Source organism: Pigmentibacter sp. JX0631, assembly GCF_029873255.1.
GTDB lineage: Bacteria > Bdellovibrionota_B > Oligoflexia > Silvanigrellales > Silvanigrellaceae > Silvanigrella.
On sequence record NZ_CP123622.1, the window covers coordinates 2095861 to 2121678 of the forward strand.

General features: G+C 30.8%; 27 protein-coding genes and 3 tRNA genes. 12 read left to right on the forward strand and 18 right to left on the reverse strand.

The genetic code is table 11. The annotated features are described in order from the left end of the window. Positions 1–6: 6 nt before the first annotated feature. From murA to QEJ31_RS09195, 6 genes are all read right to left on the reverse strand, one after another. Entirely contained in the window at positions 7–1353 is a 1347-nt protein-coding gene (gene murA / locus QEJ31_RS09170; protein ID WP_280589522.1) for a UDP-N-acetylglucosamine 1-carboxyvinyltransferase, read from the reverse strand. Positions 1354–1575: 222 nt separating this feature from the next. Then, positions 1576–1652, reverse strand: a tRNA-Val gene (locus tag QEJ31_RS09175). A 37-nt stretch (positions 1653–1689) separates the two neighbouring features. Next, a tRNA-Val gene (locus QEJ31_RS09180) sits at positions 1690–1766 on the reverse strand. A gap of 10 nt (positions 1767–1776) precedes the next feature. Further along, on the reverse strand, positions 1777–2775 hold the full coding sequence (locus QEJ31_RS09185; RefSeq protein ID WP_280589523.1) for an amidohydrolase family protein: 999 nt from the start codon (positions 2773–2775) through the stop codon (positions 1777–1779). A 9-nt stretch (positions 2776–2784) separates the two neighbouring features. Beyond that, entirely contained in the window at positions 2785–3465 is a 681-nt protein-coding gene (locus QEJ31_RS09190) for a hypothetical protein (RefSeq protein WP_280589524.1), read from the reverse strand. Next, complete coding sequence (locus QEJ31_RS09195; protein ID WP_280589525.1) at positions 3441–4436, reverse strand: hypothetical protein; 996 nt, start codon at positions 4434–4436, stop codon at positions 3441–3443. The genes QEJ31_RS09190 and QEJ31_RS09195 overlap by 25 nt, the downstream gene beginning before the upstream one ends. Positions 4437–4588: 152 nt before the next feature. Here QEJ31_RS09195 and QEJ31_RS09200 point away from each other — a divergent pair, with 152 nt between their 5' ends. The 3 genes from QEJ31_RS09200 (at position 4589) to QEJ31_RS09210 (ending at position 7368) form a co-directional block, all read left to right on the forward strand. Then, the gene (locus QEJ31_RS09200; RefSeq protein ID WP_280589527.1) at positions 4589–5713 is read left to right on the forward strand and encodes a L,D-transpeptidase family protein; all 1125 of its coding nucleotides are present in this window, start codon (positions 4589–4591) and stop codon (positions 5711–5713) included. Beyond that, positions 5700–6527 carry a hypothetical protein gene (locus QEJ31_RS09205; protein ID WP_280589528.1) on the forward strand — a complete coding sequence of 276 codons (828 nt, stop codon included), beginning with the start codon at positions 5700–5702 and terminating at the stop codon, positions 6525–6527. The genes QEJ31_RS09200 and QEJ31_RS09205 overlap by 14 nt, the downstream gene beginning before the upstream one ends. An 82-nt stretch (positions 6528–6609) precedes the next feature. Continuing rightward, on the forward strand, positions 6610–7368 hold the full coding sequence (locus QEJ31_RS09210; RefSeq protein ID WP_280589529.1) for a matrixin family metalloprotease: 759 nt from the start codon (positions 6610–6612) through the stop codon (positions 7366–7368). Here QEJ31_RS09210 and QEJ31_RS09215 read toward each other — a convergent pair. The 3 genes from QEJ31_RS09215 to QEJ31_RS09225 are packed head-to-tail and all read right to left on the reverse strand — an operon-like array spanning position 7357 to position 9686. Then, positions 7357–8307, reverse strand: a complete 951-nt coding sequence (locus QEJ31_RS09215) for a class I SAM-dependent methyltransferase (protein WP_280589532.1) — start codon at positions 8305–8307, stop codon at positions 7357–7359. The two genes, QEJ31_RS09210 and QEJ31_RS09215, sit on opposite strands and share 12 nt — an antisense overlap. 21 nt (positions 8308–8328) lie before the next feature. Then, positions 8329–9255 (reverse strand): chemotaxis protein CheX, encoded by a 927-nt coding sequence (locus QEJ31_RS09220; protein WP_280589534.1) that lies wholly within the window; start codon positions 9253–9255, stop codon positions 8329–8331. A gap of 59 nt (positions 9256–9314) precedes the next feature. Continuing rightward, on the reverse strand, positions 9315–9686 hold the full coding sequence (locus tag QEJ31_RS09225) for a hypothetical protein (protein ID WP_280589535.1): 372 nt from the start codon (positions 9684–9686) through the stop codon (positions 9315–9317). Positions 9687–9805: 119 nt separating this feature from the next. Here QEJ31_RS09225 and QEJ31_RS09230 point away from each other — a divergent pair, with 119 nt between their 5' ends. Continuing rightward, entirely contained in the window at positions 9806–11536 is a 1731-nt protein-coding gene (locus QEJ31_RS09230) for a M3 family metallopeptidase (protein WP_280589536.1), read from the forward strand. A gap of 220 nt (positions 11537–11756) precedes the next feature. Then, positions 11757–13070 (forward strand): sodium-dependent transporter, encoded by a 1314-nt coding sequence (locus QEJ31_RS09235; RefSeq protein WP_280589537.1) that lies wholly within the window; start codon positions 11757–11759, stop codon positions 13068–13070. Here the strand turns inward: QEJ31_RS09235 and QEJ31_RS09240 are convergent. The 4 genes from QEJ31_RS09240 to QEJ31_RS09255 form a co-directional block, all read right to left on the reverse strand. Further along, positions 13067–13822, reverse strand: a complete 756-nt coding sequence (locus QEJ31_RS09240) for an ABC transporter substrate-binding protein (RefSeq protein WP_280589538.1) — start codon at positions 13820–13822, stop codon at positions 13067–13069. The genes QEJ31_RS09235 and QEJ31_RS09240 overlap by 4 nt on opposite strands. Before the next feature lie 257 nt (positions 13823–14079). Further along, on the reverse strand, positions 14080–14424 hold the full coding sequence (locus QEJ31_RS09245) for a hypothetical protein (RefSeq protein WP_280589540.1): 345 nt from the start codon (positions 14422–14424) through the stop codon (positions 14080–14082). Between the two features lie 185 nt (positions 14425–14609). Beyond that, positions 14610–16517, reverse strand: coding sequence for a DNA polymerase III subunit gamma/tau (gene dnaX / locus QEJ31_RS09250; protein ID WP_280589542.1), 1908 nt, complete (start codon positions 16515–16517; stop codon positions 14610–14612). A 322-nt stretch (positions 16518–16839) separates the two neighbouring features. Continuing rightward, positions 16840–16930, reverse strand: a tRNA-Ser gene (locus tag QEJ31_RS09255). Positions 16931–17104: 174 nt separating this feature from the next. On the opposite strand from QEJ31_RS09255, the gene rplU reads away from it, so the two are divergent. From rplU to QEJ31_RS09290, 7 genes are all read left to right on the forward strand, one after another. Beyond that, positions 17105–17470 (forward strand): 50S ribosomal protein L21, encoded by a 366-nt coding sequence (gene rplU, locus QEJ31_RS09260; protein ID WP_280589544.1) that lies wholly within the window; start codon positions 17105–17107, stop codon positions 17468–17470. 89 nt (positions 17471–17559) lie between these two features. After that, a complete protein-coding gene (rpmA, locus tag QEJ31_RS09265; RefSeq protein ID WP_158999810.1) occupies positions 17560–17826 on the forward strand; it encodes a 50S ribosomal protein L27 in 267 nt (88 codons plus the stop codon). Positions 17827–18042: 216 nt separating this feature from the next. Then, a complete protein-coding gene (gene obgE / locus QEJ31_RS09270) occupies positions 18043–19092 on the forward strand; it encodes a GTPase ObgE (RefSeq protein WP_280589548.1) in 1050 nt (349 codons plus the stop codon). Beyond that, positions 19089–19571 carry a ribosome silencing factor gene (gene rsfS / locus QEJ31_RS09275; protein WP_280589549.1) on the forward strand — a complete coding sequence of 161 codons (483 nt, stop codon included), beginning with the start codon at positions 19089–19091 and terminating at the stop codon, positions 19569–19571. Before obgE ends, rsfS begins: the two co-directional genes overlap by 4 nt. A gap of 36 nt (positions 19572–19607) precedes the next feature. After that, positions 19608–20078 (forward strand): 23S rRNA (pseudouridine(1915)-N(3))-methyltransferase RlmH, encoded by a 471-nt coding sequence (locus tag QEJ31_RS09280; protein ID WP_280589551.1) that lies wholly within the window; start codon positions 19608–19610, stop codon positions 20076–20078. A 7-nt stretch (positions 20079–20085) separates the two neighbouring features. Then, positions 20086–20817 (forward strand): hypothetical protein, encoded by a 732-nt coding sequence (locus tag QEJ31_RS09285; protein ID WP_280589553.1) that lies wholly within the window; start codon positions 20086–20088, stop codon positions 20815–20817. Between the two features lie 373 nt (positions 20818–21190). Next, positions 21191–21601, forward strand: coding sequence for a septal ring lytic transglycosylase RlpA family protein (locus tag QEJ31_RS09290; protein ID WP_280589555.1), 411 nt, complete (start codon positions 21191–21193; stop codon positions 21599–21601). A 71-nt stretch (positions 21602–21672) separates the two neighbouring features. Here the strand turns inward: QEJ31_RS09290 and lptB are convergent, their stop codons facing one another. From lptB to QEJ31_RS09315, 5 genes are read right to left on the reverse strand one after another with little or no spacing between them, the layout of a single operon-like run. Next, a complete protein-coding gene (lptB, locus tag QEJ31_RS09295; protein WP_280589557.1) occupies positions 21673–22404 on the reverse strand; it encodes an LPS export ABC transporter ATP-binding protein in 732 nt (243 codons plus the stop codon). Next, on the reverse strand, positions 22401–23123 hold the full coding sequence (locus QEJ31_RS09300) for an LptA/OstA family protein (protein WP_280589558.1): 723 nt from the start codon (positions 23121–23123) through the stop codon (positions 22401–22403). Before QEJ31_RS09300 ends, lptB begins: the two co-directional genes overlap by 4 nt. Before the next feature lie 15 nt (positions 23124–23138). Further along, positions 23139–23762 (reverse strand): LPS export ABC transporter periplasmic protein LptC, encoded by a 624-nt coding sequence (gene lptC / locus QEJ31_RS09305; RefSeq protein ID WP_280589560.1) that lies wholly within the window; start codon positions 23760–23762, stop codon positions 23139–23141. Next, positions 23756–24334 (reverse strand): aminodeoxychorismate/anthranilate synthase component II, encoded by a 579-nt coding sequence (locus tag QEJ31_RS09310; protein WP_280589562.1) that lies wholly within the window; start codon positions 24332–24334, stop codon positions 23756–23758. Before QEJ31_RS09310 ends, lptC begins: the two co-directional genes overlap by 7 nt. Beyond that, the gene (locus QEJ31_RS09315) at positions 24331–25683 is read right to left on the reverse strand and encodes a chorismate-binding protein (RefSeq protein WP_280589563.1); all 1353 of its coding nucleotides are present in this window, start codon (positions 25681–25683) and stop codon (positions 24331–24333) included. Before QEJ31_RS09315 ends, QEJ31_RS09310 begins: the two co-directional genes overlap by 4 nt. Between the last annotated feature and the right edge of the window lie 135 nt (positions 25684–25818).

The following is a 25818-nucleotide window of genomic DNA, read 5'->3' on the forward strand; positions in this document are numbered from 1 at the left end:
TTTAATTTACTTTGTGAGTTGTCCATTTACAATAGACACATCAGCACCCATTTGATTTAATTTTTGAACTATATTATCATATTTTCTTTGTAATTCTTGAATGTTGGATAATAAGGTTGTTCCTGAGGCAACCAATCCTGCAATTACTAGACACATTCCTGCTCTAATGTCTGTTGGCATGCGAAAATTTCCACCGGTTAAAGGTGTAGGTCCGTGAATTATGGCAGAGTGAACATGGTTTTTATTTTTAAAACGACAGGGAGCTTCTCCAAGACAGGTAGAAAATAAATTGATGTTTGCTCCCATGCTATTAAGGTAACGAGTATAGCTTAATCTGTCTTCAAAAATGGTTTCATGTAAAATGCTAATGCCATCAGCTTGAGTAAATAAAACCATAAAAGGCTGCTGCCAATCTGTCATAAAACCAGGATGTACTTCAACCTCAATATGGCTTTGTTTTAATCTTTTTCCTTTAGGACTTGCGACGAATATACCTTCTGAATTTACTCTAAACTCTGCACCCATACGTTGAATATAATTTAAAAAACTATACAAAGGATCGTGCGGAATTTTTTCGAGTAAAACATTTCCACCAGTAGCTAAAGCGGCGCAGGCAAAGCTTACTGCTTGATTTCTATCCGGCATGATTCTCAATTCACAGCCTTTTAAACGAGAAACTCCTTGAATAACGTAAGTTCTGTTTGCATTAATTGTAATATCAGCACCCATTTTTTGCAGCATTTTGACGAGTTCAATAATTTCAGGTTCAATTGCAGCATTTTCAATTATTGTTCTGCCTTTTGCTAGGGTAGCTGCAATGATTAAATTTTCTGTTGTCATCACGCTTGGAAAGGGCAATGCTATATGTGCTCCTTGTAGTCCATTTTCATCAACTGTTAAATGATAAAGATCACCATCAAGTTCAACTTGAGCACCCATTTCTTGCAAGCCTTTGATATGAAAATCAACAGGTCTTTTTCCAATTTTATCACCACCAAGTGTTCCATAAATATAAGCACTACCAAAGCGATGTAATAGAGGGCCAACTGCAAGAATAGAAATTCGGTTTTTCTGGCAAATTTCTCTAGAAATTGAATTTTTTGTAACTCCATATGCACAAAGTCGTACGGCGTGCTCATCGACGTATTCAACTTCACCACCTAAATGCGCAAATAATTCTTCAGCAATTTTTCTTTCATTTACTGCAGGTGCATTTTTAATAAGGATATGTTCATTAGTTAATAGTGCGGCAATTATGCACTTTGTTACTTGATTGCTGCTACCAGCAATAGAAACTTTACCGCCAACAAGTTTTTGTCCGCCATTTATTTTTAGGAGTTGTTCGGTTGTCATAAAAATCCTTTAATTTCTTGTATTTTTATATCGGATACTTTTCTCTAAGGATAAGTTTCGACTGTTCTTGGCTAAGAATATCCAAACCTGCTCTGATATGTACGAAGTTATCTATAATAACGCAATTAAAGTGGAATAACTTGTAGAAAGAAATATTTTTATACAGAGTGGAAAATGTGTCATTTTTAATTTTAAGGGAATTGATTTTATAGTGGGATAATATGGTGGGTGCTTAGGGACTCGAACCCCAGACCCTCGCCTTGTAAGGGCGACGCTCTAACCAACTGAGCTAAGCACCCAGCAACTTTTGTCGCTGAAACTTGTTTTTCTTTGTTATGGTGGGTGCTTAGGGACTCGAACCCCAGACCCTCGCCTTGTAAGGGCGACGCTCTAACCAACTGAGCTAAGCACCCAAAGAAAATATCAAGTTAGGTTTATTTCACTATGCGACCTATCCAGTAATGTCAACAAAGAATCTTGGTTTTTTTTAAAGTCGTTGGCATTGAACCCTAAGTATTCCTTAATTTTAAGATCTTTTTCAAAAGGGTTCGTAATCTGTTGTAATTTTCTAAAAGCTTGTATTCCAAGTTTATCAATGATCAAATGCGGTATGGTTGGGACTGGCCAGTCTGTTGCGAACAGTAGACGTTCTCGCAAAAGGGAATTTTGAGCTCTGGCAAAAAGTTTTAATGCACTCCTTGCTCTGGTGGGATTAAATAAGCCTGAAGTATCCAAGTAGAAATTTTCGTATTTATTAACTAATTCTTCTGCGGCAGAGAGTTGAGTTGGTGTCCCAGCGTGGGCGGCGATCACTGTTACCCCCATTTCTAGGGCTTTTTTTAGTTTTGAGATATGATTATAGTGATTCCATTCTTTGACAGGTAGACCAAACGTATGCTCAGTATCTGTGTGTGATAGTAAAGGAATTTTAAAGGTTCGGAGAGCTTCATAAAAAGGTAAACATAAAGGATTTTCAGGATCTATTCCCATCATTGAAGGCAGCCATTTTATTAAAAAAGCTTTTTCCTTGTAGCAATATTCGAGTTCTTGTAAAGAATCTTTTCTGTATGGATGAACCGATGCTCCGAATTCTAAAGTATGTGGAAATTTTGTTTTAACTTCTTTTCCCCAAGAATTAGGAATATACATTTGAATATATTCTTTCAGTTCTTCTCCATTTTCTGTGTAAATTGAATCTAAACATAAAGTAACAGCTTTGGAAACATGGCTGGAGCTTTCAATAAATTTAGCTATTCTATTGATCCAAAGTAAATCTATATCTGTTAATAGTTGTTCCTTTGTGATTTTTTGCATTTTTTTTAACAGAAAAAATGTTGGACGTCTTTCAAATTTTTTTCCGAGAATTATTCCTGATTGGCAACAACCATTGCCTGCTAAATGAACATGAAAATCGATTAACATGAGAAAAACCTAATCTTGAAAATGAGCGTTGGGATTACGAACAAATAATTTAAATAAAAAATAAAAAGTTATCATTATAATAACTCCTTCCCACCCCTCTAACTTAATAATTGGGTGGAAAGACACAAGTGCAATCGCAAAACCTAAACTGCTTAAAAGCCAGCATGCAATAAGAACCCACTTGCAGATAAAAAAAGCACGCCAAGATAGAAGAAAATTTGCAGGAAGAATTGATAAATGTTTTTTTAATCTATTTTCAATAATTTGCGAACGCCAAAAATGATAGTATAAAGAAATTATACAAAGCTTGCTAAAACCTAGCGCCAATATGTCTTTTACTCCAGAAGTAGTATATGATAAAAGTAAATATGCACATATAAATAAGGTCATAATAATGTTTGATGGTGTTTTTGGCTTTTCAAAGTGATAACATATATGTAAATATATTCTTGATAAAAAAATATTATATGCAATTAAAAAAATACTTATTAATATCAGAATAGAAGAAATTTCAAAGAAAGTAAAATTTTTTGAAAGTAAAATTTTTAAAGCTATACCTTCAGAAACACTTAGAAAAATTAAAAAAGTAACAGAAAAAATTAATACCAGAAATATTGAAAGTCTTTTTTTTAATAAATGTTGTTTTCTTTTGTAGTAGTCAGAACTTAGTTCTCTGATTTTGTCTTCCACTCTGAGAAAATCCTTTCGATATTATCTAACTTATTTTGTCCTAATGTTAATAATTCTATAAGTCGGTCAAAAGCGCCAATTTTATTGGCTTCAATAAAACGTTCATCTTTAGCAATATTGAAACTTGGTTCCATAGCCTCTTGTAAAGATATCTTGTTTTCATCTAGACTTTTCTTAAATGTTATTGAATAATTAGAAATATTGTAGAAGTCGCTTTTTTTAATTGAAATAAGATGTTGTTTTGAAAATACTACAAGTGCATTATTTGCTAATATTAAATCATTGATAAATTGCTCGAAAGCATGTAATTCCATATTACTACCTGATCGTAAACGAAAAAAAGTATCTTCAAGACTCAATACAATTAATTTGTTCTTGGGTAAAACATTATGAAAAAAATCAAATTGTTTTTTCTTGTTTTCATGATAAACTTGTTCAATATTTTTCATATAATATTTTCTAACATCACTCCAAAATAATAGTGTTGCAAAACTGTTTTCAAATAGAAAAGCAAAAGGATATTTAATTATTGTAGAGTTTTTTTCTAAGTAAAATAAAGAAGAAAGACATTTTATCATAAAAGCTATTACTTTTTGATTGATTTCTAAAGTGGATGAGCAATTTTGCCAAGCAATCAATTTACTGCCCACCATTCCTTTCTTTAAGGGCCAAATAGGTTCAAGCTTTTCAGCTAAAAGATGAAAAGCATTTTGTTTTAAAAGAATTTGTTCAAACCTGACACAATTGCATACTTCTTGATAAGGTGCTGAATTGGGGGTTGGAAAATTTAAGATATATCCTTCACATTCAGATAGATTTGGTTTTTTGTCCTTATTTTTACAAAAATTTTCGCTAATAAAGTCTTTCAAAGAAGAGTTTTTCTTACTAGCTTGATTTTTTTTGCTTTTTTTTACTACTTCATTAATTTCAAAAACAATAGTCTTTAATATTTGTTCCTGTATGAAACTCATGAATATTTGTCCCTTATGAATAATTTCAGATATTCAGGAAAACTCATTTTTGTGACGAGTCTTTGACGATCTAGATTAATAACCACATCCACATTAAACTTTAAACAATAATTTAGAAGTTTTGCATGAGTTTTTCTAGATGGAGTTCAAATATGAAAACGCATTGCTTATCCTTTCAAAGTATAAGTAAGCTATTCCTCCATTTTTGTTGGATTTGTCTATCAATTTACAATCCTTTTGTTTTTTCACAAGTGAAAACAGACAAAAATTGGGAAAATAATACTGTCGATGATCAGAAGGACATTCAAATAGTAGCAGAAAATGATATACCAGATAAACTCTCTGGAAATCAATTATCTGAACCTTTGTCTAGTAATCAAACAAAAATACCAGCTGCATTGATCAGTTTAGGCTGGAAAGCATCAGATTATGCCCTTATTGTTGAAAAATTACTACATAAATTAACAGTTTATCGTTCAAATTTTAATGGTGGTTATGATATTATAAAAAGCTATCAGGCTATTACAGGAAAAAAACAAGGTGATAAAAAATATGTAGGCGATAAAAAAACTCCAGAAGGAGTATATTTTATTACTGGAAAAATTACAGGTGGAAAATTACCTCCTAAGTATGGTCCAGGAGCTTTAACATTGGATTATCCAAATATTTTTGATCAAAGATCTAGTAAAACGGGATATGGGATTTGGATACATGGCGTTGAAGACGACACTAGAGTTTTAAAACCTTTTGATACTGACGGTTGTGTTGCACTCAGAAATCAAGATTGGAAAGATTTGGAAAAATATATTACTATCTTTGAAACTCCGGTAATAATTACCAATGAAATGTTTTACTTAAATTCAAACCAAAGTTTGTTAGAGGCAAAAAATCAAATTCATTCTTTACTCGATGCTTGGAAAAAGGCATGGGAAAATTCAGATTTAAATTCATACTTATCTTTTTATTCTGATACATTTCATACTTTAGGAAAAAATAAGAAACAATGGCTAGAATATAAAAAGATTATTTCTGCAAGTCGAAAAGGAAAAATAAGCATTGAAATAAGTGATCCCAAAATTGTTGCTTATGGAGATCAGCTTTTTGTCTCGTTTTTGCAACGTTACAAGTCTTCTGAAAAAGTTGATTTTGGTAGAAAATTTCTTTATTTAAAGAAAGAAAATAATGTGTTTAAAATAATTTCTGAGAAATGGTATGAAGAAGAGCAGAATCCAGAACTGTTGAGTGCATTAATAAGGCAAAATAATGAATACAAGTAGTGCGAATAAAAAAGGGAATTCGAGGAAATTTAATTTAATTTTTTTTATTGATTCAGAAAAAACATATCACTTTAAATTCAATTATATTTTACTTAAAATTTTTCTTTCTTTATTTTTAGTCATAATTATTCTTGCAATATTTTCTATTTTCATTTCAATTAATATTTACAAAAAAAATATTAGTTTTGAAAAATATATAACATCTGTAAAAAAAGAAGTTATAGAATTTTATATTGAGAAAGAAAAAAATAATGAAAATAAAGAAAATATGGTATTTAATAACAACATTAAAGATGATTCTGAAAAATTAAAAATAACTGATATTGATCAATCTGATCCAAACAAAACAATGGTTACCGAAAATGTAGAAACAAGCAAAGCTTCTTCTAATAAAAAGGGAAATCTTGAAGTAGAAAAAAATAATATCAGTAATGAAATAAATGTATTAAAAGACACAATGGTAAAATTAGAAAACTCTAAAATACTTCAAGAGCAAAATCAAACTAAGATTTATTTTAATTTATCAAATATAAATCAGAATAAATCACCTCTTTCAGGGAGCGTATGCGCTGTAATAATAGGGACAAATTTAAAAAAAGAAACTATTATTTTCAAAATTCCAGAAAAGCTTATTTTAAACAGTAATAATATTCCAATAAATTGTAACGACGGGGAAAAAGTTAAATTTAGTAGATTAAGACCAACTGAATTTCATGTTAATGCAGGAAAATTAGATTTTTTAATTAAACAAGTAAACATCTATTTCTATCATAAAAATCTTAATGGGATAATTCTTAACACTATTAACAATTAATTAAAGCATGTCAATTATTTGATGTGGAAAAAAAAACCTACATGACGATAGCTTTTCTGTTCATTAGCAAGAGGCTATTTGCATGTTTTATAAACGTTTTATTCTCATTACCGAATTACTATTGCTGTTTGGTTTCGTAACTTCTTGCGGAATGCCTGAAAAGGTTATCCAATTTAATGACTTTACTGGTGACGTAAATCAACCAATTGTTTTTGCTAATGGTTGGGGACAAAATTACAGTTACCCTGTAACTGTAGATATTAGTACCGCTATTACTAGTGAAAATTCAAATTTGGCTACTTATATTCAAAATGCCGTAAATACTTGGAATAGCGCTATTGGACGGACAATTTTAACTATTAGAACTGGAGTTGTTTCAAAAACGGGAAATGATTTTAAAGGGCTATTTTCAGTTTTGCAAGATTCCTATCATGCGTTATATTATGATCAATTATCTGGAAGTAATGGTGGATGGTTATCAAATACTGGGAAACCTTCGACAACAATTGCTACCACTGCTTATACTGCAACTCAAGGTACAATTTTAAATGCAAGTATACGATTTAATCGAGATACTTATTACTTTGATGATATAACAACAAACTATAATTCTGCTCAAATTATTGCAGATATGGAAAGCATTATATTGCATGAACTAGGGCATTTTTTAGGGCTTGGGCATGTCACAGAAACAAACAGCATTATGTATCCAAATTATTCACCTGGGCATACTGTTGGAAGCTCCTATAGCTCTATACGCTGTGTTTCTGCAAATGATTTGACAAGAATACGCTCCATATATTCAGGTGGTTCTGCATCTACTGCTTGTTTAAATCCCTAATTTTTTTAAAATCCACGCCTGATGAATTTTTTCATTTCTAAAATCTAGAGGAATTGTTTTTTTTGTCACATTTTCAATGTGAAAAAAATTTTTAAGATTTTCTTCATCCAATTTAAATGACTTTAAATTATTACTAAAAAATATCTGACCATTTAGTTTTAACATTTTTGAGCATTGTTTAAGAAGGAATAAATGATCTTGTTGCACATCAAAGCTTTCAAACATTTTTTTAGAATTTGAAAATGAAGGTGGATCTAAAAAAATAAAATCATAAATTTTTTCTTCAGATATTTCAGTAAGCCATTGCAGAACGTTGGCTCTAATGAACTGATGTTTACTTATATCAATATTATTTAGTTTAAAATTTTCTATTGCCCATTGAATGTAGGTATTGCTCATGTCAATTGTTGTAACCTTTTTTGCTCCACCTAAAGCGGCAGCTACACTAACTGAACCAGTATAAGCAAACAGATTTAAAATAGATAGATCTTTGCTCATTGAACGAATCATTTGGCGAGATTTGCGATGATCTAAAAATAGCCCGCAGTCTAAATAATCTGAGAGATTTATTAGGAAATTCATATTTTTTTCAGTCACAATTTCAGTTACTTTTTTGCTATCTTGTTTTTCGTACTGTGATAATCCTTTTTGTTTCTTTCGAGATTTTAAGAAAATTTTATTTTCATCTATTCCAAAAAACGCAATTAATTCTAGTAAACTTAATTTTAATTTTTCAGCATCTTTTTCAGCAAATTCAATTTGATAATTAGGGGTTTCATATTTATATAATACTATATTACCAGCATAAAAATCAATGGTATATGGATATTGAGGGATATCTTTATCATAAATTCTATAGGCAGTTATATTCTCTCTTTTTGCCCATTTACTTAAATTTGCATAATTTTTTTTAACTCTGTTAATAAACATTGATTCCATTTTATTCCAACTTTGAAATTTTTAAAAAAGGATAAGCTCGCCTTCTTCTACAATCACTTGTAGTTTTTCAGGCTCGACTGTAACAGGAGTGTCATTAATTTCAAGACAAAATTCAACAAAAATTCCAGCAACTTTTTCATATAAAAATGGGATGACTAGAACTGGAGCAGAACTTTTATAATCTAGGATATGATATTGCTCGGAAAGAATTGTTGGTACTGTTATTTCAAAAGACATACTTTTTTTCTTTAAAAACTGTTGTTTAGCTCGACCCATAATTTGGTTACAAAGTTCACCACACATATCTGAAATAGCTGCTTCATCTGCAACAGCATTTGGACCTAACATTTTAAATAGACAAGATGCGAGTATTTTACGAGTTACATTGATTGACATAGAACCTTTTATTTGAGGACTGGAAAGGCCAATAACTGCACTAATTTCGCTTAAACTTTCATTTCCTGTTTTTAAGAATGGTCGACCAGCTGCGATAGAGATATTTCCAATTGAATCAAAAATATGAATTGTAGATTCAAGAAATATTTTTAAAATATCAGGTTCAAATGCTCCGTAATCACCTTTATTTGGATTTATAGCATATTTTATTTTATCTGAAAGAAGCTTATATCGGTATGGCTTAACAAAAATGTAATTTATTCCTAAAGAACTAAATTTATTTAAATCTTCTTTATTTGGTGTTGAAGTTGTAATTATAATGTGTGTATTAGAGTGAAGTGGATTTTTTAAAAATGCATTTGCGATTTCAATGTAAGACATATCTTTAAAATTTTGATCAATCACAGCAACATCAAATTTTCCTTGTGATAAAATTTCATTCAAAGGCTTTGATTTTTCATAAAAGGTAGCCTCATGTCCCTCAATGCTTAAGAAATGACTTAAGTTTTCAATCGATTTTTTTGATGATTCAGCTATAAATAACTTAGCCATGTTACTTTCCAAGAGAATCTTCCATTAATATAAGAAAATAGTATACCTGTAATTCCATGTTAGTTATCCACTCTAGGTAAAGCATATTCTTCAAATAGTGACCAACAGCGCATATCTTTACTATAAAATGCCAACATTATTCCAACTTCTGACCAATATTTGTATCTTGCGTTCCAGTAAGTGTAGTAACGTAAATATAAATTAGATGTTTTACCGCTAACCATTGAATCTGGTGTAGGAAGAAAATCATCTATAAAGTAACATTCACCAGCTTGTTCTAAACGTAAAAATGGTAAATTAACTGGAGCAGGAGGAGGTCCTCTTACAACAGGAGGAGTGCTACAGCTATTTATTAAAAGAACAAAAAGAGTAAAAAAGACAAGTCTTTCTAGTCTTCTCTTTTTTGTGTATGTTGTTAAAAGCTGTTGCATTTATAACCCTTTCCCTCTGCACGCTTCATCGGAAAGGTTTGTAATTTGCTTAATTAATTAGAAAATTACTTATTTAACAGCATGACAAATTGCTGACTTTGGTCTTTAGAAAGGTGGAAATGTCGGTTTCATATAGACTCCCTGAAAGAAAAAAAAGAAATTTTATAGCTGATGATTTTAATCCTCTTGATAAAAACGATGTAAAATTATTGCTTAATAGGCTTGCAACAGATATTCCCACGGATTTTAAAAGTGCAGCGAATTGGTATGGACTTTTTCATGAAGCATCTTGTTCTATTTCAGAAGCACACACTATTCTTGAATTAAATTTAAGCTTTAATGTTAATGACAATTTAGCTGAACAAAAATTAATTGAATTTGAGGAACATATTTTATCGCAACTTCTTAATATAAGAAGTGAATTAATGGATATTTATATGAACTCTCCTTGGCGTTCAGCTATGCATATGTATGATAATGATAGAATTTTAACAGATTTAAAATTAAGGAGAAAATACACATCACATTCTATTTCTTCTCTCCAAATTGAAGAAAATCAAATAATTCGTGAATATAAAAAATTTACGCATGCTGCAAAAACATCATTTGAGGGAAAATTAACTCCTGTTTCTGCTATTATTGGAAAGCTTAATGATAATAATACAGAAATTAGAAAATCAGCTTTCTTAGCTTATTGGTCTTTTGTAAAAGAGAATGAAGAGCATTATCAAAAATATTTTGATGAATTACATCAAAACAGAATTAAGCAAGTTGAATCCGTCAATGCAATTAATTATGTAGATGTAGCTTTTGCTGAGTTAGGTAGAATTGATTATGGTATTAGTCAATGTCAAGAGTTTCGGAATTCAATTTATCACGAAGTTATTCCTATTGTAAAAGAACTTTCAGAACTTCAAAAAGAATCTCTTAAAACTAAAGATATTTCTCCTTGGGATGTTTCAATATGGCCGACTTTAATGCCAGAAAAAGCTCCTGCTAATGGAAATTTAGATCAATTAATTCTTTCTGTGCAAAATATTTCCTCAAAAATTCATCCATCATTTGGCAAATTATTTAATGAAATGAGGAAAAATAATTTGTTAGATATTGGACCTAGACCAGGAAAAGCTCCGGGTGCATTTTGTGTGACTTTTCAAGAGAGTGGTTACCCATTTGTTTTTGCAAATTTTGGAGGAAATTTTCGTGATTCGATGACTTTTTTGCATGAATTTGGCCATGCAATTCATGGATATGCTGTATCCAACATAAATAATGTTTTATTGAGGCACCCTGGATTTGAATTTTGTGAGGTGGCAAGTATCGGATTTGAATTATTAGCTAGCCCGTTCTATTCAGATTTCTGGGTGAATAAAAAAGATGTAAAGAAAGCTTTAGCTTTTCAGCTCTTTCATATGCTTAATTTTTGGCCCTTTATGGCAATGATTGATGAATGGCAACATAAAATTTATTCTAACGGAACAATGCCTACAGCTCTTCAGCGCAATAAAATATGGCGTGATATTTCCAGAAAATATAGACCACAAGTAAATTGGGATGGTTATGAAGATTTTGAAGAGTTAGGTTGGTTGAGTAGACCGCATATTTTTACCTCGCCATTTTATTATATTGATTATGGAATAGCACAAGTTGGTGCTCTTCAGTTGTGGAAATATAGTAAAGAAAATTATTCAAATTCAATAGAAAATTATATAAAAGGATTAAGTTTAGGGGCGCAATTATCTTTGCCTCGTTTGTTTTCAGAAATGGGAATAAAATTTGATTTTGGCAGAAAAATACTAAAAGAATTATGTTCTGATATGAAAATTGAAATTTTAAAGGTTACTTCTTAATTAGACTATTTAAAAAATTACTTCTTTATTAAAGAAAATAAAAAAAATTAGCTTAAATTATTGTTTTTTTCATGCTAGAATTATTTTTCTTAATTTAAATTTTTATAAATTAGGAATTTTTTTTAAAAAAATAAATAATTTATTTTTATTTGACTATATTTTGTTTATTTTGTAAAAATTACAAGTTCAAAAAAACTTCATCTTAAATCTAGAGGAAAGAATGGCTCGAGCGCAATGGAATTCTAAATTAGGTTTTGTTTTGGCATCCTGTGGAGCAACTGTTGGTTTAGGTTCAATTTGGAAATTTCCATACGTAGCAGCAAACAATGGTGGTGGTGCTTTTATTTTAATTTTTACAATTATAACCCTCACTTTAGGGTTGTCGCTTCTTCTTGCAGAAATTGCTATTGGACGGGCAGCGACTTGTGGCGCTGTGGGTGCATTTCGTAAATTGGGATCTAAATATTGGTCTGTAGTTGGATTTATTGGCGTTTTGTGCGGATTTTTAGTTCTTTCTTTTTATAGCGTAGTAGGCGGTTGGACAATTGGATATTTAGTTCGTTCAATTGATGGACGTGTTATGCAAGGTGAGTTATCTGCATTGGAAAAAATATTCTCTAACTATGTTTCAAGTCCTATTGAGCCAATTATTACACATGCAATTTTTTTATTTTTAACTTTAATTATTGTTATGTCGGGTATTCAAAAAGGTATTGAAAGAGCTTCAAAATTTTTAATGCCAACTTTATTTTTCTTAATAGTTTTTTTAATTATTCGTTCTTTGACTTTACCAAATGCAAGCACTGGACTAATTAATTTTATTTATCCAGATTTTTCAAAAGTAACAACAAAAATGTTAGTAGATGCTCTTGGTCTTGCATGCTTTTCTCTTTCTGTTGGTGCTGGTTGTATGGTTGCATATGGTTCATATTTAGACAATAAAGTTAAATTAAAAAATTCTGCTCTATGGATCTCTTTTCTTACAATTATTTCTTCTATTCTAGCAGGATTGATGATCTTCCCTGCTTTAACTACTTTTGGATTGAAACCTGCAGCAGGGCCTGGACTGTCATATATTACTATGCCAGTTATTTTTTATAATTTACCCTTTGGGCAATTATTTGCAATCGCTTTTTTTTCTTTGTTAGTAGTAGCTTCACTAACATCTGCTGTTTCTTTATTAGAATTAACGGCTATTTATTTTATAGATGAATTTAAAATGTCAAGAAAAAAAGCAACTTCATTTATTAGTTTATTTGCTTTATTAATTGGAATACCTGTATCTCTTTCCTTTGGGATAATATCTAATTTCAAAGTTTTTAATTTAAATTTTTTCGAATTACTAGATTATATCACTTCAAATCTTTTGTTACCTATCGGTGGAATCGGCATTTCTTTGTTTACTGGATGGAAGGCTTGGGATATTATTAAAAAAGAATTGGAATTTTCTCCCCCAACTGCTTTTGCTATGGAATGGATGTGTAAATTAATTGCACCAATTTTAATTGGATTTATTCTGATTTATAATATCTAGTTACTTTCTTTCCATAAATATTGATACTTTTCTAATATATCTTTATATTTTTTTGTTTTTTTAAAGTTTTGAATTATTTTTTTTAAATCATCAACAAATTTTTCAGAAGATTTAATTGAGGCTGCTATATACAATTCATGTTTCGTACTTGTTTTTCCACAAAGAAGATTTTCTTCTTTTAAATTATTCTTTTTCCAAACGTATTTCAAATAACTTCCTCCAACTACAGCATCTATTTCTTTCTTGAATAATTTAAGCATTAAATCATTCACATTTGCAGAATCTATTTTTTGAATTTTAGCTGGAATTTTTGATAGAAATTCAGTTTCAGGACCATTTCTTAAAAAACCTAAAGACTTTATATCTTCTATTCCTTCTAAATTATTAATTTTTTTATTTGGTTTTGCTGTATAAATACAAACAGGATCATCATATATTTTATCTATCCATTTATAATTTTTTTCTCTTTCGGCTGTGCGTGCAAATGGAAAAATGATAGAATCTGCAGTTTTTTTTAATTCATTTTGCGTTCTGGGCCAAGGATAATTATTTATTTTAAATTTATTCACATATTCTCTTGCTGCTTCAATAAAAATCTCTCCAAATAATCCGCCTATTTTCTCATTTTCAAGTATAACTAATGGTTGTAAACTATCTGTAGTATAAATTGATATTTCTTTGTACTTATTGATTTTATTTTGTGCAAAAGAGATATTACATATCAGTACAAACAAAATAAGTAATTTTTTCATTTGAGATTCTCACTTCATAATTATTTAGAAATATTATAACTTGTGAGATATTTTTTTTCAAAATTTTGATATTACTTGTTGCCGATTTGCTCATTTTTACTTTTACAAATGTATTTTTTCTGATAGTTTTTTGGGGATATTTTTCTTTTAATACTTTTCATAATTTCAATAAAAAGTTTGAAGTTGTCAAATATATGACTTTAAAACCTTCTAATCTTGGTTTTAAAGAGGCATTTAAGAAGATAAATATTAAAAATTTATTCTTCATCATCCTCTTCGTCTTCAAAATCATCGTCGTCTTCATCATATTCATCAAAATCATCATCATCATAGTCGTCTAAATCATCATCGTCGTATTCATCATCATCATAGTCGTCTTCATCTTCTTCGTAATCTTCGTCTTCATCATCGTCGTAGTCGTCTTCATCATCGTCGTAGTCGTCTTCATCATCGTCGTAGTCATCTTCATCATCGTCGTACTCATCATCATCGTCGTACTCATCATCATCGTCTTCATCATCATCAGAAGGTCTTGCAAATTTTGTACTTGTTAATGACTTTATAACGTTTTGTTCGACACTGTTATTAGTGTAAAAAACCATCAGAACCTCCAAAAAATAAAAATATAATTGTAAAGCGTTATATATACTTTATTTACAAAAGCAACAGAGTCGCAACCCGTTGGTCACATGCTGCAAAAAAATGTAATCAAATCTTCATTCTTAGTGCAAGATCTGAATTCATTTTTATGCTGAAAAAATGAAATCTCCTTTCACATCAGGAATTTCTAGTCTACCGAAACAATTTGAATTTCAGTAGCGAGTTTTTTTAATTTTTGAACATGTTCTTTTTCAAGTAGTTCTTTTTCTTGCTGAAGAAATCCTTGATTCTTTTCATGAGTTTGGATTTCTGATAATGATATTGACCTAGTTTGTGCTTTTGTCAATGCTTCATTTCCAAGTTGTTTTTGGGACTGGTTACCACCATACTTTTGGAAGCTTTGCATTAAATTTTCTGTTTTATTTATCAATTTTTTTGATGAATTTACAGTTTTATTTGGTATTGGTTTTTGCTCAGTTGCAATTTGGTGTGTTGAATTTTCTCTTATTCCAACTTTTTTTATGGGTTTAGGAGTATATCGACCCTTAAAATCCGCAGAGTTTAATTGAATTTCATTTATAGAATCCCAAAAATGTTGCAAATCATGTTCATTAAAAGACAAAAAGGTTTCATTTTCAAGAGCGTCTGCGAATTGAACTAGTTTTGAATTGAAATGTTCAATTTTTACAACAGCTAATCTTGCTGCAAGTGTTTTACTCTTTTGCTCTGCAATATTAACGAATTTTCTAAATAATTGAACGTCCAATTCTGTTACGGACGAATCAAGTTTTACTGCAATTTCTTGTTGCATATTTTGGTTAGAAACTATTGGAGGAATTGGGGTAATATCTATTTTTTTGGGAGCAGCGTTAGACGTCAGATTTTGAGTGTTCTGTAGCTTGTTAGGATTATCATTCAGTAAGGAGATAATTTCAGAGGCTGAAAGCCAATCAGCTCTTGAAATGCAATCAATAATAATAATTTCTGCCCATGCTAAGGGAACATTAGTTTTGATAAGATCTTTTGCGCAGCCTGCTAGTAATTTAAAAATTTCACTTAGTGCTGCAAGGGATAAGTGTGTTATTGCTTTTTCGAGCAAATGATATTCATTTGGTAATAATTGAGTGACTTTTAGAGCATTTTCTTTGTTGTTTAAACTTTTAATGAGCAAGCTATTGCGGAAAAATTGAGCTATATTGTCAAATAGAACTGAAAAGTCAACGCTTGCAACATCTGCTTGCTTTAATAAACTAAGTGCGCAAGCCATATCTTTTTGACAAATGCTCTGAAAAATCTGTTCTGCAATTTCTTCGCCTTGGACACACAAGCTTTTCTTAGTTAATTCTGTAGTAATATTAGTATGATTACAAATAGCTGTGATCTGTTCTAGCAGACTTAAAGCATCACGCATAGAACCTTTTGCTTCACGTGCAATAAGAGTTACTGCGTCGTTTTCAAACGTAATATTTTCTTTTAATAAGATTTGTTTTAGATGCTCTTCAATAATTGAGGTCTCTATTTTTTTAAAGGCAAATATCATACAGCGCGAACGAACTGTAATTGGTACTTTATGTAGTTCTGTTGTAGCTAAAATAAAAATTACGTTTGGAGGTGGTTCTTCAAGAGTTTTTAATAAAGCATTAAATGCTCCTGTGCTTAGCATATGAACTTCATCAATAATAAATATTTTGTAGCGAGCAGAATTTGGAAAAAAACGAGTTGCTTCCCGTAATTCACGAATATTATCTACACCGGTATGAGAGGCGCCATCGATTTCTAAAATATCATCGTGTGCACAAGCTGTAATTTGTGTGCAATGAATACAGGTCTGACAAGGGTGAATTGTCGTTCCAGATATACAACATAAAGACTTTGCTAAAATTCTTGCGCTAGAAGTTTTTCCTGTACCACGGGTACCTGTGAATAAAAAAGCATGCGGAATTTTTTGATGTGATAACATTTTTTCAATTGCTTTCGACACCACTTCTTGGCCTACAAGATTGGAGAAGCTTTGTGGCCTCGTGCGTCTAGCAAAAACAACATAATGAGAATTATCTTGTTGGGGATTTAATTGAGTTAGGTTATCTGTGGACATACATTTAGGTACCAAAAATAAGTGATATTCAATACTAAGCATTTTTTGAAAGGCAGCATTCTTGTTTCTTTAATTATAGCTGAAACAAAAACTGCAAATTCTAGCTCAGTATGTGAGGTTAGGATGTAAAAATCAAGGATGAGAGAAGACGTATAAAAAAGAAACAAACAAAAAGGCCATGAGGGGTGATTGCAAGCTGATCTTACCTACCTTTAGAAACACCGTTGCTGCCTTCCGACTCTGGCGGATTCATTAAAAAGATACTAAGGGCTAGCAACCACCTCTCATGGCCGCTTTTTCAATTTATGAATAAATTGAATAGTGGCGGAGAGAGAGGGATTCGAACCCTCGTTACGGTTTTAGCGTAAACACGATTTCCAATCGTGCTCCTTCAGCCACTCGGACATCTCTCCACTTGGAATTCATTGCCTACATGACATAAAGCAAAAAAGCAAGTATCAGAACCTCAAAAAATAAAGTTCTTGACCTTAGCCTAAAATTGCACTATGTGCTAGCTTCCGACTCGTGTGAGCCGTGTTTATGGCGTGGTAGCGCTTACCTAAAAACAATGTGACTTCTTTTTCTACATGAATCAAAAGAAGACCGAAAAGCGTATAAGGAATCTGATTGTGAGCAATAAAAACTATGCAGTTGTCAAAATCATGGGCCGTCAACTCAAAGTTGCTGAAGGCGAAAAAGTCAAAGCAAACTTTATTGATGTAGCTGTTGGCACGCAAATACCTTTTTCTGAAGTATTAATGGTTAATAAGGGTGGGCAACTAAAAATTGGTGAGCCACTTGTAAATGGAGCTAAAGTGACAGCTACTGTTGTTGCGCATGGCCGTGAAAATAAAATTCTTGTTTTCAAATATCTTCGTAAAAATAAGTCAAAGAAAATGCACGGACACCGTCAAGACTTCACTACTTTGTCTATCACAAGTATCGAAGGTTAATTTTATTCTAACTGAATGAAATATTTGAGCATTTTTTCTAACAATCACCTCTAGAGCTCCTAGAGGAATAGAATTAAGGAATATAAACAATGGCAAGTAAGAAAGCCGGTGGTTCGACTAAAAACGGTCGTGATAGTAATCCAAAATATCGTGGTGTAAAAGCTTACGGCGGGGAATCTGTAAGAGCTGGTAATATTATTGTACGCCAAGTTGGCGCTAAAATTCATCCAGGCGTTAATGTTGGAATGGGAAAAGACTTTACTCTATTTGCAAGAATTGATGGTGAAGTTAAATTTGAACATGTTACTCGTGAACGTCAATGCGTAAGCGTTTATCCGGTAGACGCAAAAGCTTAAAAAGATCTTCATAGTAAAAAATATTCTATTCTTTTTTGCCAAAAGCCAAGGTGCGTTTATAGTCTCTATGCGCATCTTGGCTTTTGTTTTTTCTACCTTTCTTTATATAAGCAAGTTACAGATATCATTAGCTTATTTATATAAAGAAAGGTGTAAAATGTCTCATTTTACACCCATATTCATTTTCATTATTCTTAAATTCATGGTGGCAAAGTTATGAAGTTTATTGATACCGCTGAGATAAAAGTGAAAGCTGGTGATGGCGGACTTGGTATGTCGCATTTTCGTAGAGAAAAGTATGTTCCAGCTGGAGGGCCAGATGGTGGAAATGGTGGGAACGGAGGCGATGTTTACCTTGAGGCAACTGAAGGACTGTCTACTCTCCTAGATTTCCGTTATCAGCGTTACTATGAAGCAGAAACTGGTGGAAAAGGTGGAACGAACAATAGACAAGGTAAGACTGGCGAGACATTAACTCTTAAAGTTCCTTGTGGAACAGTCGCATATGATATTGAATCTGGTGAATTAATTGGTGAAGTTCTATATGAAGGGCATAGATTGCTCGTTGCGAAAGGCGGCAAGGGAGGAATAGGAAATACCTTGTTTGTTAACTCTCGAAACCAAGCACCAACAAAAACGATACCTCCTGTAATTGGAGAAAATCGAAATATTAGACTTGAACTTAAAATGATAGCTGATGTTGGTATTATTGGCAGTCCAAATGCTGGGAAAAGTACTTTAATTACAGTTATTTCTGCTGCAAGGCCAAAGGTTGCAGATTACCCTTTTACGACTTTAGTTCCTACTCTTGGTGTTGTCAGTCATAAAGAAGCAAACCCTTTTGTTGTTGCGGATGTTCCAGGACTTATTCCGGGAGCAAGTCAGGGAAAAGGATTAGGTCATGATTTTTTGCGCCATATTGAAAGAACTTGTGTACTTATCCACTTAATTGATGGTAGTCAGGAAACAGCGGAAGCAATGATTTCTGATTACGATGGTATTCTAGAAGAATTGGCTTTATACGATGGGGCTTTATTACAAAGACCTAGAATAACAGTTATTTCTAAAGTAGATTCCTTAGCTGGTGAAGAAATGGAAGAAAACACCAACTCAGATGCTTTAAACGGATTTAAAAATTATTTAAAATTAAAAAAGACACCTTTTTTTGAAATCAGTTCGGCTTTTAGAATTGGCATTAATGAACTGCTAGACAAACTGATAGAAGTATTGAGTGATCTTAAAAATATGGGAGAGAATAGCAAGTGACAGAGCATAAAACATCAATAAAAATCGGGGACAGAGAACTCTCCCATGAAGAATTAGCAAAGCTAGCTGTAGCAGTTGCAACCGAAAAAAAGGCTGTGCGTCCGACTATCCTTGACTTAAGAAATTTAGGTGCATTTACTGAATTATTTACAATAGTAAGTGCTGCAAACTCTAGACAAGTCTATGCCATAGCTGATGCTATTAAGCAGTTTTTTAAACATAATCTAGGCTTACCACCAATTTCTGTAGATGGTCTTGAGTCTTCTACCTGGGTATTAATCGATTATGGATTTTTGTTTATCCATGTCTTTCAAGAACCGACTAGAGAAATGTATCAACTTGAGCAATTATGGAATAAAGCGCATTCCATTAATGTTAATGAAGAGGAAATTCAAACTCTTTATCAAGATATTGTAAAAATATCTCAAGAAATAAAATCAGCTACTGAATTAGAGCAAAGTTCAAGCAATTCATTGTAAATTAATATGCGCTATATTTTTATACTTCCTTGGAAAATGCCACGTGATTCTCTTTTATATAAATTTGTAGAAGAGTATCAAAAGAGAGTGGCAAAATTTACGCCTATCACCATTATTCAACCACAAACAATCCTTTCTGTGGAAGAAATCTCTTTGTTTTATCAAAAAGAAATTAAAAAATTATCCGTGGAAAATCCTTTGTGCTTTGCATTAGATGAAAATGGGAAAAATTATTCAAGTATTTCTTTTGCAAAAAAACTTGAACTTTTTGAAACAAGGGGGGAAAAAATGGTCATTTTTTGTTTAGGAGGAGCATATGGACTTCCTAAAGAATTAAAAAATATAGGCAGGTTAGAATTATTTTCTTTGTCAGCGTTAACTTTTCCGCATGAACTTGCTTTGGCTGTTTTATTTGAACAAATCTATAGAGCAAAATGTATTTTATCAAATCATCCCTATCATCATGGCGAACCTTCTGCTTTAATTAAAGAAATTAAAAGTAAATAACTCAAAAATGAAAATATTTAAAAGATGTTTCCTTTGTTTTCAGACTGAATATAAATTAAGTGGTATTGTTTGTGAAAATTGCATCTATAAGCTGGATAAATTAAAATTTTATTCTTGTATACGGTGTGGTTTAAAAAATTGTTTGGGATGTCAGCGGTTAATAGAATTTAAAAAAATATTTACTTTATATACTTATTCTAACGGTATACCAGAAGTTCTGCTTTTAGCAAAAGAAAAAAATGATACCTTTTATATTAAACTTTTTAAGGATCTTTTTTATGCAGAATGCAAAAATTTTTTAGAAAATTTACTCTTTATTCATAAATATAACTATATTCTATTACCAGTATTAAAACAGGAAAGAATTCTAAATTCTTCTTGGCATCCTGCGAATTTATTTTTTGAAATATTTACTGAAATCTTTGAAAAATCGGATTTTATGGATAATAATATTGTTTTGTTACCTTCTCAATTTACTTCTAGGTTATTTAAACAATCTTTAATCCCCCAAAAAAATCGTGAAAATAGTTATAAAAAATTTGAATTAAAAAATGTTTATTTTGATCAAAATTTAATAAAAAATTATGACATTAAAAATAGCAATAAAATTTTAATTTTAGATGATGTTTTAACATCAGGACAAACGGCATTAATGATGCAAAAAAGTTTTTTAAATTATTTTCCTCGAGCAGAATGGCATTTTTTCAGCCTATTTCGCTCTCCGCAAAAAATTGATTAAAAAGTGCTAATTTTTTAATCTAAAAAAAATAGAAAAGGGGCTAAAAATAAGTTTAAATGTTTTTAAACATTTAATGAGGATTATTTGAGATTAAAAAATAGGCAAAAATTACACCAAGGGTAAAATAATATAGCTTAAAAAAATAGCAAAAAAACTTTCAATTATGTATTTATTATTAATATTTTCTATATTTATCAATATAAAATATTGAATTATTTTTGTTTTGTTACTGTAAAGTATTTTTGGCGATAGGTCATTTTTGCTTTCATGCTCAATTTTGATTTGATAGGTTAGACAGGATAGGGACTATGTCTCATAATTAATATTTTTTTGTACTTTTTTCTTTTGTATACAATAGATATAGGTAAAATTGATGGGAATTTTTAAAAATTTAGGAAAATTTGTTTTAATATTCTTTGTATTTGTTGGTTGTACAACATCTAAAAAGAATAATAAGGGACAAAATGAGAAAATTTTAAGTAATTATTCATTTTATCAAAGTGGAATAGCTTCTTTTTATCACTATAATTTTTCTGGAAGAAAGACAGCAAATGGTGAAATTTTTGATCCTAAAAAACTAACAGCGGCAAGTAAAACTCTTCCTTTTAAATCCACTGTTTTGGTAAGAGATGTTAAAACTGGTAAAAGCGTTCTTGTTGTAATAAATGATCGAGGACCAAATAAAAACAGCAGGGTGATTGATTTAAGTGAAGCCGCTGCACAAAAGTTAGGGATTACTAAAAGAGGAATTGCTAAGGTAGATATATTTTTAGTTAGCAATTAATTGAGTTAATATTTCAACTAAATAATTGAATTAATATTTTAACTGAAATATAAAGAAGTAACTAATTATTTTTAAAAGGTAAAATTCTCACCTAAATATACTTGTTTCACTTTTTCATTAGATGCAACATCATCAGGTAAACCTTCAGCAAGTATTTTACCTCCAGCCAAAATGTATGCTCTACTACACAAGGATAAAGTCTCTCTAACATTGTGATCAGTTATAAGAACTCCCAAATTTTCTTCTAGAACTAGTTTTTTTATTAATTCCTGGATTTCAGCTACAGTTACAGGGTCAATACCAGCAAAAGGTTCATCAAGAAGTAAAAAACGTGGAGATATTACTAAAGTTCTTGCTATTTCTAAACGTCTCCGTTCACCACCTGATAAACTAATTCCTAAACTTTTTCTAATATGACCAATTCCAAATTGATCAATTAGTTTTTCTAAAAGACTTTTTCTTTTATTCCTAGGAATACCCCAGACTTCCATGATAGCTTTTAAATTATCTTCCACACTTAATTTTCTAAAGACACTTGAATTCTGTGGTAGATAGCCTATCCCCATTTTAGCTCTTTTATGAATAGGCAATTCAGTAATAATATTTCCGTCAATAGTAACAACACCTGCGCTAGGCTTTAATAAACCAACTGTCATATAAAAACTAGTCGTTTTGCCAGCTCCATTCGGTCCCAATAAACCTACGACTTCGCCACTATTTACATAAAAAGAAACATCATCTACAACAGTGCGAGTACCAAATTTACGAATTAAATTAGATGATACTAATTGATTGAGGCTCATTTTGTAACCTTACTACTAGATTTTTTTTCATTATTTTTATTTAAATTTGCACTTGATTTAGGATCAACAGTGCCATGTGGTTCTTTCAATTTAATATCGCCCGTTTCTAAATTCATTTCAATATACTCAGCATTTACATATTCTTGAGCTTTCCATACTTTCGCTTTCCCTTTTAAAATCATTATTTTTTGTGGAACCAAAAATTCGATAGTATTTGCCGTAGCTTTCATTTCGGGAGAGTTTAATGAACTTTTTTTGTTAATATGAACGTTTCCAATTGCAATAGCTTTTTGAATGGAACGACTGCCTGAACCAAAGGTGGTACCTGTTGAGCCAAATAATTGTGCCTTATCAGAAGTTAATGTTGTGTCATCCTGAATGATTTCAACATTCCCTAATAAATTTAAAATACCAGTTTTTCTTGAGCCTTCAGCGGAGTTTCCTTTAAAATAAACAGGTGCATTAACATTATGTTTCGCTAAATCAGAATTTTCAGAAGGAAGTTTAGTTCCTTTTTCAGTATTTATTTTTTCTTTTTTATCATTTTCATATTTTTTTCTAACTGTATTACTTGGATTATGTGTGTTAGAATGAGTTTCTTTATTTTCTTGTAAATTAAGATTTGTAGGAAGTTCATTATTGAAGTCTGCATATGAGTTGAATTGGAATAAACAGGTAGCAAGTTTTAGATATATTTTATACTTACGAAAAAAGTTCATGAAGTTACCTTTTGCTCAATTCTTAGATTCTTTTAATTTCACATCACCATTAACATTTGAATTAATTCTAAACTCTTCTTCTGGAATGGAATATTTAAAGCCATTTCCTTTTAAATTTCCTTGCGGACCATTAGATGTAAAGGGCTTTTTTGATGAAATGAATTCATTTTCCATATCAATAAAAACTTGATTTGCTTTACCAACATTACCATCAAAATCAAAAAAAACATCACCTGGTAAAGTAGCATTTTTAATTCTACTATTTGTCGCTATTGGTAAGGTATCATTTTGCGAATCGTTTTGTTTATTGGCATCTATTTGACCAAAAGCTTTATCAGTTTTTATGGTGATTGTTTTTTTTTCTTCAGTATCAAATGCCTCATAGACTAAATTGCCTTCAGCCTCAAAGTGATTGTCAGTAAAATAGGTAATTTTATTTCCAGAAAAAGAATACTTCAAGCGTCCGTTTTCGTAAGAAAAGTTTTGAAAATTCATTGCTGTACTAGTTGAAAGAACGGAATTTTCAAAAGTGAGTTGAGTATTTAGTTCTTTTGCAGAGCTTTCTAGAAATTTCCTTTGATACCATAAGGCCACAATGACAGCACATATAAATATAACAGCATATAAGCGACCTAACATTTGATGAGCCTTAAAAATGAAAGTAAAACATTATTCCCACCAGGGCTAGCAAAACTCTCTGGATGAAATTGTAATCCAATTCTTGGATAAACGATATGTTCTGTAGCTAATACAAAACTATCCTCGACGGCAAGTGCTATCATACTTTGCATAAAAATGGGATCTTTAAATTTACAACCTAAGGAATTATATAACACAAAAATACCTGCTAAATCACTCGGACTAAAATATCTTGAGGAATGAATGGGCTTGCTTTTGATTTGCCTTCCATGGACTGGTGTTTGATGTACTTGTTCAATTTTACCACCTTGTTCATGCAGTAATAGTTGATGTCCTAGACAAACACCTAAAAATGGGACTTGTTTGGGTAGATGTTTTAATAAAGTTAAGGACAAGGGATAGTCTTGAGGATGTCCAGGGCCTGGTGAAAAAATAAGCGCTTTTATGTTATTTAATTCAATATTTTCAGATAGTTCGCTATAAGATAAAACTTTCATAGCTAAATCTTTAGCTTGAAACCAACTGATTAAGTTATTGCTAAAAGAATCGTGATGATCAATGAAAAGAATCATAATAACTTCCCTGAAACTAGCGCCGCAAAAGAATTCATTTTAATATTTAATTCATTGTATTCATCTTCAGTATTTGAAAGAGTAGTGATACCAGCTCCTACGCCAACATATAATCCCAATTTACCTTTAAATAGGGTTCTTATTAGAATAATTGAATCAAAATCACCATTAGCTTGTTGAACTCCACAGATACCAGTGTAATAGCCTCTACAATTTTCCTCTAGTTTATGAATTAGTTCACAAACATTTTTTTTAGGAGTTCCACTTATAGATCCTGCAGGAAGCATTTTTTCTAAACAATCTCCCAAAGTCATACTTTCTTTTAATTCACCAATCACAAAACTTTGCATTTGGAGTAATGATCCGGCTATTCTTGCATAAAATGGTTTAAATACTTTAACTGACTCAGGTTTACTTACTGAATAAAGGTCATTTCTCAATAAATCTACAATCATGGTGTGTTCATAAATTTCTTTTTTATTTTGCCACAATGTGAGTGCATCGTTATGATTTGGGTACTCATGTTCTGATTTTAGTGTGCCTTTTATTGGTTCAGCTAGTACATATTTACCAATTTTTTGGAGAAATCTTTCAGGACTTAAAGATGCAATCCCAATTTCTTTAGTATTAATATAAATAGCAAATCTTGATAAAACTTGAGACCAACTAACAAAAAACTCATAAGGATCAGGAAATTTACAAGTTTCTAATTTTTTTGTATAAGCTATATTAGCTAGATAGCACTCGCCTATGTTCATCTGTGTTTTAGCGAGATCTATGGCTCCTATAATTTGATTTTTTTCTTTTTTGAGAGAAATGATTTCGTCTGGAACTTTCAAAAAAAAGTTTTTCCTTTTGAATGGGGTCTGAAAAATATTTGCTAATTTGATTTCTAATTCATTAAATTTTGTATTATTTTTTTTAATTTTATGAAAATTTATACTGAGCATATCAAAAGCTAAAGTTACAGTTATTTCCAAATTATAACTAACTATTAAATACTTCTCTAGGGAAAGTTTATCAAAAGGAGTTAAATAAAAAATATTTTTATTTGAGTTTTTTTTAAGAAGATTTATAAAATATTCTTCATCTAATCCTTGATAAATATTTTCTAATTCACAAAAAAATTTAAAAGTTATTGAAGAGCATTGATTTGGAAAAATAAAATTAAAAGATTCAGGAATATCATTTGTTGCCAAGTAATTTTCGATGTTAGGATACTCATATCCATTTAAATTATTTATTTTAAAATACATGATAAAATTAAACTCAAAGGTATTTTGTAGCTCATTTATCAATTGATGAAAGTTCCCTGAATATTCATCAAGTATTTTTTTTAGATTTAGCATTGAAAAGTCCATTTATTGCAATTAGAATAAATCAATAGGCTGAAGAACCAAGAAGAATTCTTAAATGAAAATCTTTGTAATTAAAAGTAATTTTTCTAGAAAATATATTTTAGAAAAAGAATTTCAAACTTATAA